18 protein-coding genes, 1 other RNA gene and 2 pseudogenes are annotated in these 17483 nt (G+C 24.9%); 18 read left to right on the top strand and 3 right to left on the bottom strand.

Annotated features, from left to right (window positions below; genetic code table 4):
• Positions 1 to 113: 113 nt before the first annotated feature.
• Positions 114 to 1162 (top strand): annotated as a pseudogene (mreB, locus tag STAIW_RS01460) (rod shape-determining protein MreB).
• Here the strand turns inward: mreB and STAIW_RS01465 are convergent.
• Positions 1149 to 1331, bottom strand: a complete 183-nt coding sequence (locus STAIW_RS01465) for a ferredoxin (RefSeq protein WP_020834094.1) — start codon at positions 1329 to 1331, stop codon at positions 1149 to 1151. The pseudogene mreB and the gene STAIW_RS01465 overlap by 14 nt on opposite strands.
• A 96-nt stretch (positions 1332 to 1427) precedes the next feature.
• Between STAIW_RS01465 and STAIW_RS01470 the strand changes: the two genes are divergently transcribed.
• From STAIW_RS01470 to STAIW_RS01495, 6 genes are read left to right on the top strand one after another with little or no spacing between them, the layout of a single operon-like run.
• The gene (locus STAIW_RS01470) at positions 1428 to 2105 is read left to right on the top strand and encodes a hypothetical protein (RefSeq protein WP_041618802.1); all 678 of its coding nucleotides are present in this window, start codon (positions 1428 to 1430) and stop codon (positions 2103 to 2105) included.
• Between the two features lie 16 nt (positions 2106 to 2121).
• Positions 2122 to 2784, top strand: a complete 663-nt coding sequence (cmk, locus tag STAIW_RS01475) for a (d)CMP kinase (protein WP_020834096.1) — start codon at positions 2122 to 2124, stop codon at positions 2782 to 2784.
• A gap of 16 nt (positions 2785 to 2800) precedes the next feature.
• Positions 2801 to 4114 (top strand): ribosome biogenesis GTPase Der, encoded by a 1314-nt coding sequence (der, locus tag STAIW_RS01480; protein WP_020834097.1) that lies wholly within the window; start codon positions 2801 to 2803, stop codon positions 4112 to 4114.
• A 4-nt stretch (positions 4115 to 4118) separates the two neighbouring features.
• Complete coding sequence (locus tag STAIW_RS01485) at positions 4119 to 5123, top strand: NAD(P)H-dependent glycerol-3-phosphate dehydrogenase (RefSeq protein ID WP_020834098.1); 1005 nt, start codon at positions 4119 to 4121, stop codon at positions 5121 to 5123.
• A 19-nt stretch (positions 5124 to 5142) separates the two neighbouring features.
• Entirely contained in the window at positions 5143 to 5418 is a 276-nt protein-coding gene (locus STAIW_RS01490) for an HU family DNA-binding protein (protein WP_020834099.1), read from the top strand.
• A gap of 51 nt (positions 5419 to 5469) precedes the next feature.
• The gene (locus STAIW_RS01495; RefSeq protein WP_020834100.1) at positions 5470 to 6021 is read left to right on the top strand and encodes a DnaD family protein; all 552 of its coding nucleotides are present in this window, start codon (positions 5470 to 5472) and stop codon (positions 6019 to 6021) included.
• On the opposite strand, the pseudogene STAIW_RS06465 reads toward STAIW_RS01495, so the two are convergent.
• Positions 6010 to 6483: pseudogene (locus tag STAIW_RS06465) on the bottom strand (Holliday junction resolvase RecU). The gene STAIW_RS01495 and the pseudogene STAIW_RS06465 overlap by 12 nt on opposite strands.
• 93 nt (positions 6484 to 6576) lie before the next feature.
• Here STAIW_RS06465 and STAIW_RS01505 point away from each other — a divergent pair.
• From STAIW_RS01505 to STAIW_RS01530, 7 genes are all read left to right on the top strand, one after another.
• Positions 6577 to 6906: a DivIVA domain-containing protein gene (locus STAIW_RS01505; RefSeq protein WP_020834101.1), complete on the top strand. Its 330-nt coding sequence runs from the start codon at positions 6577 to 6579 to the stop codon at positions 6904 to 6906.
• A 27-nt stretch (positions 6907 to 6933) separates the two neighbouring features.
• An RNA gene (gene rnpB / locus STAIW_RS05780) (RNase P RNA component class B) lies at positions 6934 to 7287 on the top strand.
• A gap of 34 nt (positions 7288 to 7321) precedes the next feature.
• On the top strand, positions 7322 to 7777 hold the full coding sequence (locus tag STAIW_RS01510; protein WP_020834102.1) for a CinA family protein: 456 nt from the start codon (positions 7322 to 7324) through the stop codon (positions 7775 to 7777).
• Positions 7778 to 7827: 50 nt separating this feature from the next.
• Positions 7828 to 8865, top strand: a complete 1038-nt coding sequence (recA, locus tag STAIW_RS01515) for a recombinase RecA (protein ID WP_408640667.1) — start codon at positions 7828 to 7830, stop codon at positions 8863 to 8865.
• A 103-nt stretch (positions 8866 to 8968) separates the two neighbouring features.
• Positions 8969 to 10501, top strand: a complete 1533-nt coding sequence (gene rny, locus STAIW_RS01520; RefSeq protein WP_020834104.1) for a ribonuclease Y — start codon at positions 8969 to 8971, stop codon at positions 10499 to 10501.
• Positions 10502 to 10567: 66 nt separating this feature from the next.
• A complete protein-coding gene (ffh, locus tag STAIW_RS01525) occupies positions 10568 to 11914 on the top strand; it encodes a signal recognition particle protein (protein WP_020834105.1) in 1347 nt (448 codons plus the stop codon).
• A 63-nt stretch (positions 11915 to 11977) separates the two neighbouring features.
• The gene (locus tag STAIW_RS01530) at positions 11978 to 12697 is read left to right on the top strand and encodes an SDR family oxidoreductase (protein ID WP_020834106.1); all 720 of its coding nucleotides are present in this window, start codon (positions 11978 to 11980) and stop codon (positions 12695 to 12697) included.
• Positions 12698 to 12719: 22 nt separating this feature from the next.
• Here STAIW_RS01530 and STAIW_RS01535 read toward each other — a convergent pair whose 3' ends face one another.
• Positions 12720 to 13658, bottom strand: coding sequence for a hypothetical protein (locus STAIW_RS01535; protein ID WP_020834107.1), 939 nt, complete (start codon positions 13656 to 13658; stop codon positions 12720 to 12722).
• Between the two features lie 55 nt (positions 13659 to 13713).
• Between STAIW_RS01535 and STAIW_RS01540 the strand changes: the two genes are divergently transcribed.
• The 4 genes from STAIW_RS01540 to STAIW_RS01555 are packed head-to-tail and all read left to right on the top strand — an operon-like array spanning position 13714 to position 17478.
• Positions 13714 to 14178, top strand: a complete 465-nt coding sequence (locus STAIW_RS01540; RefSeq protein WP_020834108.1) for a 23S rRNA (pseudouridine(1915)-N(3))-methyltransferase RlmH — start codon at positions 13714 to 13716, stop codon at positions 14176 to 14178.
• Between the two features lie 45 nt (positions 14179 to 14223).
• On the top strand, positions 14224 to 15183 hold the full coding sequence (gene ylqF, locus STAIW_RS01545) for a ribosome biogenesis GTPase YlqF (RefSeq protein WP_020834109.1): 960 nt from the start codon (positions 14224 to 14226) through the stop codon (positions 15181 to 15183).
• Positions 15177 to 15818 (top strand): ribonuclease HII, encoded by a 642-nt coding sequence (locus STAIW_RS01550; RefSeq protein WP_020834110.1) that lies wholly within the window; start codon positions 15177 to 15179, stop codon positions 15816 to 15818. Before ylqF ends, STAIW_RS01550 begins: the two co-directional genes overlap by 7 nt.
• Positions 15799 to 17478 carry a phospho-sugar mutase gene (locus STAIW_RS01555; RefSeq protein WP_020834111.1) on the top strand — a complete coding sequence of 560 codons (1680 nt, stop codon included), beginning with the start codon at positions 15799 to 15801 and terminating at the stop codon, positions 17476 to 17478. Before STAIW_RS01550 ends, STAIW_RS01555 begins: the two co-directional genes overlap by 20 nt.
• The last annotated feature ends 5 nt before the right edge of the window (positions 17479 to 17483 follow it).

Consider the following 17483-nt stretch of genomic DNA (forward strand, 5'->3'; position numbering starts at 1 on the left):
ATAATTTACTGGTAAAAAAATTCTATTTGTTTTTATAAAAGACAATTTTTTTTATATAGAATGTTAGAATAATATTCGTTATAGGTCACCTATAATTTGAAATATAGGTTTTTATGAAAAAGGATGTTAAAAAGTTTGTATCCATAGATTTAGGTACTTCAAATACTTTGATTTATATAGAAAATCAAGGTATTGTTTACAATGAACCTTCAATTGTAGCTTATAAATTTAAAGAAAATCGTATTGTTGCAGTAGGTGAATCTGCATATAAAATGATAGAAAAGGGAATAAAACATTAAAAATTATTAGGCCAATGGTCGATGGAGTTATAACATATATAAAAAGTACTGAAGCACAATTAAAGTATATATTTTCAAAATTAAGAATAAATAAATTTTTAAAAGATTCAGTAATGTTGTTAGCTTGTCCATCAGCAATTACGGAATTGGAAAAATCTGCTCTTATAAAAATTGCACAAAATTTGGGAGCATCAAATGTATTTATTGAAGAAGAAGTAAAAATGGCCGCTCTTGGTGGTGGTGTTAATATTTTTACGCCTTCAGGAAAATTAATTGTTGATAGCGGAGGTGGAACAACTGATGTTGCAGTTCTTTCAGCAGGAGATATTGTTTTATCAAAATCAATTAAACAAGCAGGAAATAAATTTAACGATGAAATTCAGAAATTTATGAGGTCTCAATATGGTTTGGATATTGGGATTAAGTCAGCAGAAATAATAAAAGTAACTATTGGATCACTTGCAAAATATCCAGATGAAAAACGAATGAAAGTTTATGGACGTGATATTGTTTCGGAATTACCAAGAGAAATTGAAATTACTTCACAAGAAATTAGAGAAGTTTTAAAAGTTCCTGCTTCAAGAATTATTGATTTAATAGTTCAGGTATTAGAAGAAACTCCCCCAGAATTGGCAGGAAATATATTTAAAAATGGTTTAATTTTGTGTGGAGGAAACTGTTTGATAAAAGGAATGGATAAGTATTTTGCAGATACTCTTCAATTACCAACAAAAGTTGGTGAACAACCTTTATTGGCTGTTATTAATGGAACTAAGAAATTTGAATCATATATTTATGATTTGTATTTACGTAAAATGAAAATTAAAAAAGGTTTTTTAAAAACCTTTTTTAATTTTCATTAACTTTAACTGCACCAGTTGGACAAACCATTTGACATTCAAATAATTCTAAATCATTTTCTTTTGCTTCAGCGAATCCATCATCATCCATAAATAATGTTTCAGTTTCATCCATTTCTACACAAGCCATGCAACCAATACAAATTGATTTATCAATTCAGGTTTTTTTCATATAAAAACTTTATCTCCTTTTATAGTATTATAATAACAATAATTTTAATTATTTATAGAATTAATTTATAATATATAAGACAATGGGGTGAATAACTTGGCTATTGAAGCAAGAATGGAGCGAAATAAAGCTTTACATGAAAAAATAAAAAAAGAAATTATTTATAAAAGAACTATTCAAGATGAAAAATCAATTATAAATTCTACTTTTGAAAAATTAAAACAAATTGACTTAAATTTTTTTAAAGAAAAATTAGATATTTTTGATAAAAAACACCAAATTGAAAAACCCTATTTAGATAAAGATAAATCTAACACTCTTTTTCCTGAAGAATTAAAATATGATATAAAAAGAGAAATTTCGGAATTAAAAAAAATTAAATTAGTGGAACCTTTACAAGAAAATCATGATGATGAAGAAGAAAAAATTTATTTTAAAAATGAAAAATATGCAAGATATTTTAATGAACTTCAAAAAAATGAATTAAATTTTCAAAAGAATATTAGTAAATTAAAAGAAAAGCAAAGTAAAAAAAATATAATTAACAATGATGATATTCCAATGACAATAGTTCAACAAATTAGAAGTAAGGATAATAGAACAACTCACCAAATGTTAGTTGAAGTTCAAGATAAAGTTGAAAAGTCTCAAAATAGATTGTTAAAAACTTGAAAAGGTTATGATTCAAAATTTAGATTTAAATGAGCTAATTTTATTTTAATAATTCTAATTTTAATAATGCTTGTTTCAATAATATTGCCAATTTTTATATAATAAAGGAGTTTTTTATATGTTAAAAAAAATTAATATTGCCGTGGATGGAACTGCAGGAAGTGGTAAAAGTTCTGTAATGAATGAAGTTGCTAAAGTATTAAAAATGAATTTTATAGATACAGGTGTTATTTATAGAGCATTTACAAAATTTTGTGTTAAAAATAATATTAATTTTTTTGAACCTAAAGAAATTGAATCTCAAATTGATTTATTTAGTTATAAATATATAAATGAAAATGAAATTTTAGTTAATGGAGAAGATTATGGACCATACATTTTTGATTATGATGTTGTAGAAAATATAAAGTATATTGCTCAAAATGTAAAAGTAAGAGAATATATGGTAAATTTACAAAGACAAATGGTAATAGAAAAAAATAATATTGTAATTGGCCGAGATATAACAACTGTTGTTTTACCCGATGCTGAATTAAAAATATATTTTGATTGTTCAGTTGAAGCAAGAGCAAAAAGAAGATTTGAACAAAATATCAAGAATAATATCTTACCCAATGTATATGAAGATATTTTAAGACAAATTAAGCAAAGAGATGATTTTGACAAAAATAGAAGTACTGGTCCACTTAAAATAGATAAAGGAGCTTGAATTTTAGATACAAGTAATTTAACTTTTGAAGAATCAATGAAAGTAATTTTAAATAAAATAGAGCAAATTTAAAAAAAGGAGTAAATTTATGGTTAGAAAAGGAATTGTTGCAGTTGTTGGAAGACCAAACGTTGGTAAATCTACACTTTTTAATAGAATAATAAAAGAAAAAAAGGCAATTGTTGAAGATAAACCTGGAGTAACTAGGGATAGAATGTATGGTAATACTGAATGATTAACAATGCCTTTTATTATTGTAGACACTGGTGGTATTACATTGCAAAATACAATTTTTTCAAAAGAAATTAAAATGCAAGCTGAAATTGCAATCAAAGAAGCAGATGTAATAGTTTTTGTAATTAATTATAAAGAGGGTATTACAATAGAAGATGAAATGGTTGCAAAAATTTTGTATAAAACAAATAAGCCAGTTATTTTAACTGTAAATAAATATGACAAAAAAGAACAATATGATGAGTCATATTCTTTTATGAGTTTAGGATTTGGAGAACCTTTTTTAATTTCTTCAACTCATGGAATTGGTATTGGAGATTTATTAGACAAGATAATAAATTCAATACCAAAGTTTTCAAATCAATTGAATGAAAATGATTTAAAATTAGCAATTGTGGGTAAACCAAATGTTGGTAAGTCAAGCTTAGTTAACTCAATGATTGGTGAAGAAAGAATGATCGTTTCAGAAATCGCAGGAACCACAGTTGATGCAGTTGATAGCAAAGTAAAATTTAATAATAATGAGTATATAATTATTGATACTGCAGGTATGAGAAAAAAGAAAAAAATATATGAAAATCTTGAAAAATATAGTTATTTAAGATCTCTTTCAAGTATTAACAAATCTGATATAGTTTTATTAGTTTTAGACTCAAGTCAACCAATTACAGATCATGATACAAATATTGGAGGGTTTGCTTTTGAAGAAAATAAACCTATAATAATTATAGGAAATAAATGAGATTTAATTGAAAATAAAGAATCAAATACAATGAAGAAAAAAGAAGAAGAAATAAAAGCTTATTTTAAATATTTGAGTTATGCAAAAGTACTTTTTTTATCTGCAAAAGAAAATAAAAGAGTTCATAAAATTTATGAAATTGTTGAACTTGTAAAAACTAATATTAAGAAAAGAATTCGTACAAGTTTATTAAATGAAATTTTTAATAAAGCTCAATTAATTAATCCTGCTCCAAATCATAATGGGGGTAGATTAAAAATTTATTATGCATCACAAGTAGAAGCATATTTGCCAACCTTTGTTTTATTTGTTAATAACCCAGAATATGTACATTTTTCATATAAAAGATTTTTGGAAAATCAAATAAGATCACAATTTGATTTTACTGGTGTGCCAATAACAATTATTTTTAGAGAAAGGAAATAAAAGTATGATTAAAGAAAAAATTGCAATTATTGGAACAGGAGCTTATGGTACAGTTTTGGCAAATGTATTAGCTGATAATGGGCATGACGTAATTATGTATGGAATTGAAGAAACACAAGTGGATGATATAAACAATAATCATTTAAATTCAATGTTTTTTTCTGATTTATTACTTAATACTGAAATTAAAGCAACAATGGATTTTGCAGAAGTTATGGAAAAAGCACAAATTGTTATTTTAGGAGTTCCTACTTTTGCTTTAAATTCTGCTATTGAAAATATTATCAAATATGGAAAAAGAGAAATGCATATAATAAATGTTGCTAAGGGCTTAGATGAAGAAAATTTGGATGTTTTAAGTAAAAAAATTAAGAAAAAATTTGAAGGTACAGGTGTAATGAAAAGTTATGGTGCAATATATGGGCCCTCAGTTGCAATTGAGGTTATTATGAGAAAACCTACTTGTGTAATGAGTTGTAATGAAAATGAGCAAATTGCATTATATATGGCAAATATTTTTTCAAATGAATATTTTATAGTTAAGATATCAACAGATGTTATTGGTTGTGAAATTTCTGCAGCTTTAAAAAATACTGTCGCAATTGCAGCAGGAATGCTTCATGGTTTTGCAGGAGCAGACAATGCAAAAGCAAGTTTAATTACAATTGGAAATGCAGAAATATATACTATTGCAAAATCTTTTGGAGCAAAATTAGAAACTTTTATGAACTTTGCTACTTTAGGGGATTTAATTTTAACAGCTTCATCTTCAAAATCTAGAAATTTTTCACTTGGTGTTGAAATTGCCAAATTAGATAGTGCAGAAAAAGTTTTAAAATCTCATAAAAAAACTGTTGAAGGAGTTGCGGCTTGTAAATTAGGGTATGAAATAGCAAGAAAACAAAAAATAAATGCACCAATATTTGAAATAATGTATAGAATACTATACAATAATGATAAGCCTAGTGTATTAATCAATGAATTTTTCAAGTGCGCTAAGGTAGTATAGAATATAAGGGGTGTATACCATGACAAAAAAAGAATTGTCTGAAAAATTATCAGTTGAATTTGGTAGTACAAAATCAGAAGCTGAAAAAATGATAAATTTTATATTTGAAGAAATGACAGATGCATTAGTAAAGAAAGATGAAGTTTCAATTGCAGGATTTGGTAAATTTGTTACTTCAGAAAGAGCTGCTCGTGATGGAGTTAATCCAGCAACTGGTGCAAAAATTAAAATTCCAGCGACTACTGTAGCTAAATTTAAAGTTGCAAAACAACTAAAAGATGCTGTTGCTAAATAATAAAAAAATTAAAAGTTGCAATTGCAACTTTTAATTTTGTAAAATTTAAAAATGTTAGAATTATTTCAATCTGGAATTATAAATAAAAAAAGTTTATTAATATTAAATTATTCAAAAATTAATTTAAATGAAAAACAGTTAGCTATAGTATTAATAATTATGGAATTATCAAGTTATGAACAAAGAAATTTTACACCATCCCAAATTGAAAATTATATGAATATTACAAAGCAGGAAATTGAACAAGAAATTGCAGATTTATTAAAAAATAGATTTATTAAAATTGATCAAAAAGGAAAAAAAACAGTTTTAGATCTTTCCCCTTTATTTAATAGACTTCTTGTAAAACTTGAAGAAGAACATTCAATTCTTAAAGTAGATAGTGAATATAATTTTTTAGAAAAAATATTTAATAATAAGCTAGTAAAAGAAGAAATTTTAAAATTTGATGAATATATTGAATCAGGTATTTCAAAACCAAAAATTTTAGAATATATTCATCAGTATAGCATTACTAATGTAAAAGATTTACTTTTGAAATTAGAAGAAAAATCTAAAAAAAGCTCAGTTAAAATTACAATGTATAATTGGCTAAATGATTAAAAATATCTTCAAAATTAATAAAAATACCGTTAAGTTTAACTTCTTTAAAATTTTCAATAAAAAAGTTAAAAGGTATTTTTTATTTTCTAATTTTAATATTTCATTTATAGTAAGACAAAAGCACTTATCAAATTTATGAAAATATATAATCACAAATGCTATACTATTGTTTTGATTTACTAAAATCAATTTTTGTAATTGATTTTTCTTAATATTGTTAGTATTAAAATATTCTAGTTATGTTTCTTTTGCTTCAAATTCTAGGTAAGCGCCATTTCATAAATCTATATAATCACAAAAAAAATTTTTATTTAATTTTGATTCAACAATATTATTTTTTATTGAAATAATTGAACTATTGAGTGGCATTTTTTGAATAACTGCAGTATTTTCAATTAGTAATTTTTCAATAGTATTATTAATAATTGTTTCTAAAAACATTCCTTTATTTTTTAAAATCATTAAATCACCTCAAAATAATAATCGATAAATTTTAAAAAATGTATAAAAAAAATAAATATATCTATAAAATTAAATTAAAAGGAGAAAACTTAAATGGCAGATTATATAAAATTATCAAAACAAGAAATTTTGGATAAAGATTTTGAAGTTGAATATAAGGGTTATAAAGTAGAAGAAGTGGATTCTTTTTTAGATATGATTGCAGAAGATTATAGAATTTTTTTAGAAAGAGATAGACAAAAAGATAAAAAAATTTCTGATTTAGAAAATAATTTAAAAGTACTAAGTAATGAATTAAATGAAACTTTGGCAACTTTAAAACTAAGTGAAAGTCAAATGGAGCAGCTTGCAAGAGCAGGTTTAAATTCTTCGGCAATAATTCAAAGAATATCAAAATTAGAAAAAGAAAATTTTAATAAATAAAATAGTATAAAATAATTAATGAGATTAATTTTGAATCAACTGCTATATTTGAAAAATAATATAGAGGAAACTCCACGCTTGTACATTCTGAGATGAATGTAGTGATTGTGCTAGAGAAAAAAATAACTCTAGGTATCATATAATGATAACGACTTGAGTCAAATCTAAGGAATATTTATTCTATGATAAAACTCTTTAAAGTGCCACAGAGACGAGTAACTAGAAATAGGGAACTGGAACGGGTAAACTCCACAAGCAAGAAACCCAAATTTGGTAGGGGAACTAGAAAATCAGAAAATGAACTGAATTTTTTGGATCACATAAGTGATAGATAGATAGTTGATGCACATTTAATTGTGTTACAGAACGTGGGTTATGATAAATTAATTTCACTATATTTTTTAAGGATTTGTATATGAGAAAACTTTTAAAAAAATTATTACAAAAAAAATATACAATATCAGCTTGTGAATCATTTTCTGGTGGTATGTTTTCAAATGAAATAACAAATATAAAAGGATCAAGTGATTGATTTATGGGAAGTTTTGTTTGTTATTCAAACGATTTTAAAAATAATATTTTAAATATAGATATAGAAATAATTAAAAAATATAGTGCTGTATCATTTCAAGCAATAAATTTAATGTTAGATAATACTTTTAAATTACTTAATACAGAAGTTGTATTTGCTTTTACTGGTTATGCTACTCCAATTGATATAACAAATGGTAATTCAGGTTTAAGTTATATTGGTTTTAGATTCGAAAACAAAAATCATATATATAAATTTGAAATTAAAAAAAATATATCAAGAAAAAGATATAAAAAAATGGCAATAAAATTTATTATAAAGAAATTTTTATATAAATAATTTTATTTTTTCATAAATTCACCGATATATAAATTGAGGAGGAAATTATGTTAGAACAAGAATTAAATAAAAATAAAAATGAGGTAATTTTAAATATGGATAGAGAAAATATATATGATGATCCAGCTTTTAAATCTGTCTTAAAAGATATTGAAAAAACTTTTGGAAAAGGTTCAATTATGAAACTTGGAGATGATAATATAGTTAGTATTGAAACTATATCATCTGGAAGTTTTTTATTAGACAGGGCAATTGGAATTGGAGGATATCCAAAGGGAAGAATAATTGAAATTTATGGTCCAGAATCATCAGGAAAAACTACTTTATCATTACATGCAATTTCAGAGGCACAAAAAAATAATGGTAGAGCAGCATTTATTGATGCAGAGCACGCACTAGATCCAAGATATGCAAAAAATATTGGAGTAGATATTAAAAATTTAGTAGTAGCACAGCCAGATTCTGGTGAACAGGCACTAGATATTTTAGAAATGCTTGTAAAATCAAATACTATGGATATTATAGTCATTGATTCTGTCGCAGCACTTGTTCCAAAAACCGAACTTGATGGAGAAATGTCAGATCAACAAATTGGTTTACAAGCAAGATTAATGTCAAAAGCTTTGAGAAAACTAAATGGAATAATTTCAAAAACAAATACAACAGTAATTTTTATAAATCAATTAAGAGAAAAGGTTGGAGTAATTTTTGGAAATCCAGAGACTACTCCTGGGGGTAGGGCATTAAGATTTTATTCTTCTGTTAGATTAGAAGTAAGAAAGGGAGAAATAATAACAAATAACGGTGAAGCAACAGCTAATAAAGTAAAAATAAAAGTTGTTAAAAATAAAGTTTCTTCTCCTTTTAAAACTTGCCAAATTACAATTGGTTATAATAGGGGAATTGAAAGAGATTTGGAAATTGTGGAAATGGCTACAATTTATAATGTACTTTCAAAATCAGGTGTTTGATACTCATATAGTGATGAAAAAATTGGACAAGGGAAAGAATCAGTTAGGGAATGATTTAAAGTAAACCCTGAAAAGTATGAAGAAATTCAAAATAAATTAAAAGAAATAATAGAATAAGAATTAAAAAACTTGGAAAATTTCAAGTTTTTTTTATATTTTAATGTAGAATGATATTGTTGCAATTGCAACGTCCACAGTTTTCCAAGAATGGAGAATTTAATTGTTAGGGACAGAATTTTGAGAAAATGCATTTATTGTTGCGGTTACTTTATTAATTGTAATAATAGTTGTACTATGTACAATTATTTTATATTTAATATTATCTCGTCAACGCAATAATATTTTAAAAAAAATAAATGACGAAGGAAAAAGAATTCAAATGAAAATTATTGCAGATGCTAAAGCAGAAGCAGCAATTTTAAAATTGAATTTGGAAAATGAAATGAAAGTAAAAAATGAAAGTTTACTTTTACTTGAAAAAGAATTAAAAAATAAAAAAGATGAATTATATTTGGAAATTGATGAAATAAATAAAAAAGAACAAGATTTTATTAATGAAAAAGTAGAATTAAATAAACTAAAAAAACAATTTGAATTAGGTAAAAAAAATATTCAAATTTTATTAGAAGAAATTTCTGGGATGAGTTTTTTAGAAGCTAAAAAGGAATTATTAGATTTAGTGGAAAGCCGATATTTAAAAGATTTATCAGAAGAATTAAAAAAAGCTGAGGAAAATTTAAAATATCAATCGTATAAAAGAGCATCTAGAATATTGATTGATGCAATGCAAAAAAGCGTTGTTGAAGTCACTACTGATAAAAATACAACTTTTTTTGAAATTGAAGATGACTCTTGAAAAGGAAAAATAATTGGTAAAGAAGGAAGAAATATTAAAACATTTCAACTATTTTGTGGTGTAGATATTATGATTGATGATACACCAAATAGAATTTGAATATCTTCATTTAATCCAATTCGCAGAGAAATTGCATATTTATCTTTAACAGAACTTGTTAAAAGTGGAAGAATACAACCTGCAACTATTGAGGAGCAAATTTTAATTCAAACTGAAAAATTGGAAAAAAGCTTTTTGGAAATAGGTTATAAAACTGTAAGTGATTTAAAAATTTATGATCTTCCCGAGGAAATAGTTTATTTACTAGGCAAAATGAAATTTAGACACAGTTATGGACAAAATGCTTTACAGCATTCACTTGAGGTTGCAAGATTTTCAAGTTATATAGCAGGTCAATTAAACTTAGATGAAAATATTGCACTAAAAGCAGGTTTATTACATGATATAGGAAAAGCTGTGGATTTTGAAGTTGAAGGAACACATGTAAAACTTGGTGTAAATATTTTAAAAAAATATAATATTGATAATTTAATTATTAATGCAGTTGAGGCTCATCATAATGATGTAGAAAAAGAATCTTTTTATGCTGAAATTGTTGCAATTGCAGATACCATGAGTGCAGCAAGACCTGGAGCAAGAAATAATGATGCAAATGAATATTTTTCAAGGATGAAGCAACTAGAAGATACTTGTCTTGGAGTTGAAGGAGTTTTAAAAGCTTATGTTTTGCAATCTGGGAGACAAATAAGAGTTATGGTTAATCCATCAATAATTGATGATTACAAATTAAAAAAGTTAGCGATTATTTTAAAACAAAAAATTTCTTCAATTAATAAAACCCCAGGTGAAATAGTTATTACATTGATTAGAGAAAAAAGAGAATCGATAAAATTATAAAATATACCAATATTAATTGGTATATTTTTCTTATGCTATAATTATTAAGTGATTGGAGTTGAAAATATGGGATTTGGAGATTTTTTAAGCAATAGAATGAAAAAATCTATTGAAAAAAATTTAAAAAAAACAACTTTAAATGAAGAAAATATAAAAGAAGTTCTTAGAGAAATTAGATTAGCATTACTTGAGGCAGACGTAAACATTGAAGTGGTTAAAAAATTTATTAAGAATATTGAAACAAAAGCTTTAGGTAAATTTATTGAACAGGGTGTTAGAGCAGACCAACAAATGGTTAAATTAGTTCATGAAGAATTAGTTGAAATTCTAGGAAAAACTAATAAGCCATTAGAAATTAATAAGAAACATTCAATAATAATGATGGTTGGATTACAGGGTGCTGGAAAAACTACAACAGTAGGAAAATTATCTAATTTAATTTCAAAAAAACATAAGAAAAAAACATTAATGGTAGGATTAGATATTTATAGACCAGGTGCTATTGATCAATTACTTGAATTAGGAGAAAAAAATAATTTAGATGTTTTTGAAAAAGGAAAACAAGATCCTGTGAAAACAGCTAAACAGGCAATTGATTTTGCATCAGAGAATGGTTATGAAGTAATAATTTTAGATACTGCTGGAAGATTACAAATTGACAAAGAACTGATGAAAGAATTAAATAATATAAGAAAAATCTGTTCACCACAAGAAATTATATTAACTGTTGATGGTATGACAGGACAAGATATAATTAATGTTTCACAAGAATTTAATAAATTATTAAAATTATCAGGTGTAATTGTTACAAAATTAGATGGAGATGCTCGTGGGGGAGCAACACTTTCAATTACTGACATCACTAATTTACCAATTAAATTTATTGGTGAGGGTGAGGGAATTAATGCACTTGCTGAATTTCATCCAAAAAGAATGGCAGATAGAATTCTTGGGATGGGAGATGTTGAAACATTATTTGAAAAAGCAGCTGATGTTGTTGATCAAAGAACAATGGAAAAAACCATGAAACGAATGTTTGCAGGTCAATTTGATCTTGAGGATTTAAGAAATCAACTTGAACAAGTTGCTAAAATGGGAAATCTTGGTGGAATTATGAAAATGATGCCTGGAATGAATGGTAAAATTTCAGAACAACAAATTAATCAAGCACAGGATAGATTAAGAGTCGCTACAATTTTAATGAGTTCAATGACTATAAAAGAAAGAAGAGATCCTAGATTATTAAAGGCAATTACAAGAAAACAAAGAATAATAAAAGGTTCAGGAAGAACAGAAAAAGAATATAATGAATTAATTAATCAATTTGATAAAGGTAAAAAACAAGTTTTGGAAATGGCAAAAACTTTAAAGTCAGGAAGAATGCCAAATTTAGGTGGATTTGGAAAATTTTAAACTAGATTTAATCTAGTTTTTTTATTTTTTAATAAGAATATAATAATAGTAAGGAGAAAAATTATGAAAAAATTAGTTGTTATTACTGGAGCTTCAAGTGGGATTGGAATGCAATTGGCAAAAAAATTTGCAAAAGAAGGACATCCAATATTGCTTTTAGCAAGAAGAAAAGAAAAATTATTAGAACTAGAAATTTCAAATGCGATTTGTGAATCTGTTGATGTAAAAAATTTTAATGATTTTAAAAATGCCATTGATAGAGCAGAAAAAAAATATGGAGATGTAGATTTATTAATTAATAATGCAGGAATTATGCCATTGGATAAAATTTATTCATTAGCCATAGAAACTCAGCATGAAATGGTAGATATTAATGTAAAAGGTGTTTTGAATGGAATTAATATAGTAATAAAAAAAATGAAAGAAAAGAAAACTGGAACAATAATTAATGTAAGTTCTGTTGCTGGAAGATGAACTTCTGAAAATAGAGCAGTATATAATGGTACAAAATTTGCAGTTCATGCAATTTCTGAACAAACAAGAAAAGAGCTTGCTCCATTTAATGTTAGAGTTTTAACTGTTGCTCCAGCATTAGTGGATACAAATTTAATTAATACTACAGAAAATTCTGAAATTATTGAAAATTATTATGATTTTAAAAATAAACTTGAGGGTGGGTTAACTGCTGAACAAGTCGCAAATATTATAATTTACATGTATAATTTGCCTCAATCAGTATCTTTAAAAGAAGTAGTTTTGAGTTCAACCCAACAAGAAATATAAAAAACTAGTTATTTATAAATAACTAGTTTTTTAGTCCTATTTTTTTAACTTCTTTTTCTTTTAAAGAAATAGCTTGTAATTTTCTATTTGCTTCTTCAATTGTTTTTTGAGTTAATTCATATTCAATTCTTCTTTTTTCAGCGTCTTTAATTTCTTTTCAAAGTTCCATTTTCATAGTATCAGACATTAATAATACCATTAACATTGCAATATTAAATAAATCATCAATATTTTTTTCAACAAATTTCTTATCTTTTGGTGTAAGTTTATCTGATTTTAATTCCATTAAAATTTTTACATTTTTAAAATATTCTTCTGCAAATTCTTTACCAAATTTTTGAAATAATAATGCTTCACCTTCACGTAAAAACAATGCAATATTTTTAAATAAAGTTAATTTATGTTCTATTTCATGTTTTGCAGATGACCTAAATTGACCAATTATATTATTCAGTCTATCATCATGATATTGATCAATTAGTTCTTCTGTTACAATTCTTGAGGTTGTACTTACCAGTTTTAGAACTGGTTTTTTAGTTGCTGTTTCAGTTTCAATAAATTTATAATTCATTGCGCAAATATATTTTTTTATACGTAAAGGTAAAATGTACATATCATATGCAATATATTCAGAATATCTTCATTTTCTACTAACAATTTGTGTAATTATGTTATAAACCATTTCTAATACAGTTAAATTTAATGATCTTTCATTTAACTTAAATTCTAAATTATTTAATCTTAACAATTGAAAATATTCATATCCATAATATTCCATTGCAATCATATTAAAGTATGTTTGAATAGTTGAATTATTCATAATTGCAGAGTATGAAAATTGTATATCTGGAACTAAGGCATCCATAATATTTTCAAATTGTGGTCTATAATCTAAGATTGATTGAAATTGTTTTTTTTCGGCCATTGTATTTCCCCCAAAATCATATTTATATTTTATCATATTTTTAAATAATTATTTGCTAAGTAGTATAATAATAATAATTTAGGAGAAAACTGTGAAAATAAAAATTGTATGTTTTAATAAAATTAGTAAAGAATTTAAGGATGCATATAATATGTATTTAGAAAAATTATCAAAACATTCTAAAATTGATGTTATTCAAATTCAAGAAGTTGATTTTGGAGATATTAAATCAAATAGAGTAAGAAATGAACAAAATATTTTGGAAAAATTAAATATTTTAAATGGTTTTGAAATATTTTTACTTGATATTAATGCTCGTCAATATAGTTCTGAAGACATTGTTTCAATTTTGAAAAGAAATCAAAATTATAATTCTGCAAAATTATGTTTTATAATTGGACCAAGTGACGGTTTTAGTTCTGAATTTAGAATTAAATGGCAAAATAAATTAAGTTTTGGTCCATTAACTCTTCCTTATAATCTTGTAAGAATTATTTTATTGGAACAATTATATAGGGGATTTAAAATATCAAAAAATCAAAAATATCACAAATAGTGTTTAATTATATTAAAATAATATTGCACTACTTAAGGAGGAACTATGTTCAACGAAAAATCTAGTTTTAATTGATTTCCTGGGCATATGAATAAAAGTATTAAAGAAATTGAATCTAAAATTTCTATTGTAGATTTAGTTATTGAAATAGTGGACGCAAGATCTCCTTTTTCAACACAAAATTCTTTATTTAGAAAACTTTTAAACAAAAGACCTAGGTTAATTATTATGTCAAAGTTTGATTTAGCAGATGTTGAAGTAACAAATCAATGATTTAATTACTTTTTATCTTCTGGAAATAAACCATATTTAATTAAAGATAAACAAGCAGATATATATAATGACATTTTAAAGTTAATAAATGAAATGACAAAAGAAAACCAAAATAAACAAATTAAGAGAGGTATAGAAAAACCTCAATTAAATGTGCTTGTTGTTGGAATTCCAAATGTTGGAAAATCTACAGTTATATCAAAACTTTCAAAAGGTAAAACAGTAAAAATTGGAAATAAACCTGGAGTAACTCGTGGTTTACAAAGGATTGTAATGACACCAAATATAACTCTAATTGATACTCCAGGAATTCTACCATCAAAATTTGAGAATGAAACAATTGCATGCAATTGTGCTGCAACAAATTCTATAAAATTGGAAGTTGTTCCCAAAGAGAGACTTGCAACAAAACTTATGAGATATATTTACAATTCATATCCAGATTTAATTGAAAATACATATAAAATAAATAAAAATATTTTAAGGCCAATAAACTATGATGATACATTTATAATTTTTGAAGAAATAGCAAAAAGAAATAAATTTACAATTTTTGATAATATGGCAGATGTTGAAAGAGCAATTGAATTATTTGTTCATGATATTATAAATAATAATTTGGGGAGAATATCTTTTGAAAAACCAATTGAAATATCTGAAATAAATAAAAAAACTATTGATGAAACAGATTTGGATTTTACAGTAGAAAGTGATCTAACAGTTGAATGATAGAAAATTTAAGATATTTATTTGATAAAAATATTAAAGATAAATATAAAGTAAAATTAGTTTCAGGCTCATATGAAGTTGGAAGAAGTGCTATGGCTGGACCAATTGTTGTTGCTTCAGTAATATTAAAATTAGATTATTCAAATTTATTAATAAGAGATTCAAAATTATTATCAGAAAAACAAAGAGAAAAACTATATGATGAAATAATTGATAATTGTATTTCATATAGTATTTGTGAATATGATTCTGAGTTTGTTGATAAATTTAATCCAAAGCAGACAAGTAGAATTGGAATGATTGAAACAATTAAAAATCTAAAAGTGAAACCTGAGTTTTGTTTAATAGACGGAGAATCAATTGAATTACCAGAATATAAATGTTTAAAAATAATTAAAGGGGATAATCTAAGTTTAAGTATTGCTGCTGCAAGTATTTTAGCAAAAGTTTATAAAGATAGAATAATGATTAATTATCATTCTAAATACCCTGATTATAATTTTATAAAACACAAAGGATATTGTACAATTGAACATCAACTAAAAGTACAACAATTTGGAATATTAAATTTTTATAGGTTATCTTATAAATTAATTATGAAAATAAAAGGAGAAAATAATGAATTTTGACAAAAATAATACTATTTATCAAGAGTGAATCACTTCACAACATTTGGAAACAGAATTAAAAGAGGAATTACTAAATGCAACAGATGAAGAATTAAATGCTGCATTTAATATTAATTTAGAATTTGGAACAGCAGGAATTCGTGGTATTTTAGGTGCAGGTCCTGGTAGATTTAATTTATATACTATAAAGTTAGTTACAATAAGTTATGCCAAATTATTAATTTCAAAATACCCTGAAGAGTTAACTAGAGGTGTTGTAATTGGCCATGATAATAGAAAATTTTCAAAAGAATTTTCACAATTAGCTGCAGAAATTTTAACTAGTTTTGGTATTAAAGCATATCTATTTGAAGATAATAAAATGAAACCAACTCCAGTTGTTTCATTTTCAACAAAAGATTTAAATGCAATTGGTGGAATTGTAATTACAGCAAGTCATAATCCAGCAATATATAATGGTTATAAAATTTATGATGAATTTGGTTGTCAATTAATTGATGAAGAAACTGAAATTATTGCAAATCATATGTCTGAAATTTCAAATATTTTAAATTGAAATTACAAAGCTGATCATTCATTGATAGAAAATATTAATAATAATGTTTTAAAAAACTATAAAAAAATGATTAGTAATTTACAATTTTATAAAGATCAATCAAGAGATGGATTCAAAATGATATATTCAGCCGTTAATGGAACAGGAACAGAATTTACACCTCCACTTTTAAAAAAATTTGGTTATGAAGTAATTGAAGTGGAAGAACATGCATTTGAAGATTCTACTTTTAAAAATGTTGGAAATCCAAATCCTGAATTTGAACCAGCATGAAAAATTCCATTAGAATATGGAAAAAAACATAAAGATGCTTCTATTATAATAATTCAAGATCCAGATGCAGATAGAATTGGGTGTGCAATAAATCATAATGGTGAATGAATTAGAATTGATGGAAATCAAACTGGACCAATTCTAATTGAATGAAAATTAAGTCAAATGAAATTAAATAATTCTACTCCTCAAAATCCAGCTATGTATTCTAGTTTTGTAACAAGTGATTTGGGAGATAGAATTGCTAGTGAAACTTATGGAGTTAAAGTAATTAAGACATTAACAGGTTTTAAATGAATGGGTTCAGAAATTTTAAAAGAACCAGAAAGATTGTTAAATTTTGTTTTTGCTTATGAAGAAAGTTATGGATATGTATTAGATTCATCAACAAGGGACAAGGATGGAATTCAAGCAACAGTAATGCTTGCTGAAGCAGCATGGTATTATAAAAAACAAAACAAAACCTTAATTGATGTTTTAGATGATTTATATAAAAAATATGGCTATTATTATACATATACTGAAAATTTAAATTTTAAACCTGAAGAAATAAAATCTAAAGTGGAACCAATAATGAAAAAACTTAGAGATAATTCTTTTGATCATTTAGGTGATTTAGAATTAAAATATGCAGAAGATTATATTTATGGACTATTCGGAATGCCTGGTCAAAATTTATTGAAATTTTATTTTACAGATGGAAGTTGAATTGCAATTAGACCCTCAGGAACTGAACCTAAAATCAAAATATATTTTGTGTGTATTGATGCAAATGAATTTAAAGCTAAACAAAAATGTGAATCACTATTTAAAAATTTAAAAAAATTTTTGGAAATTTAATAAAA

Source organism: Spiroplasma taiwanense CT-1 (genome assembly GCF_000439435.1).
Classification (GTDB): Bacteria; Bacillota_I; Bacilli_A; order Mycoplasmatales; family Mycoplasmataceae; genus Spiroplasma_A; species Spiroplasma_A taiwanense.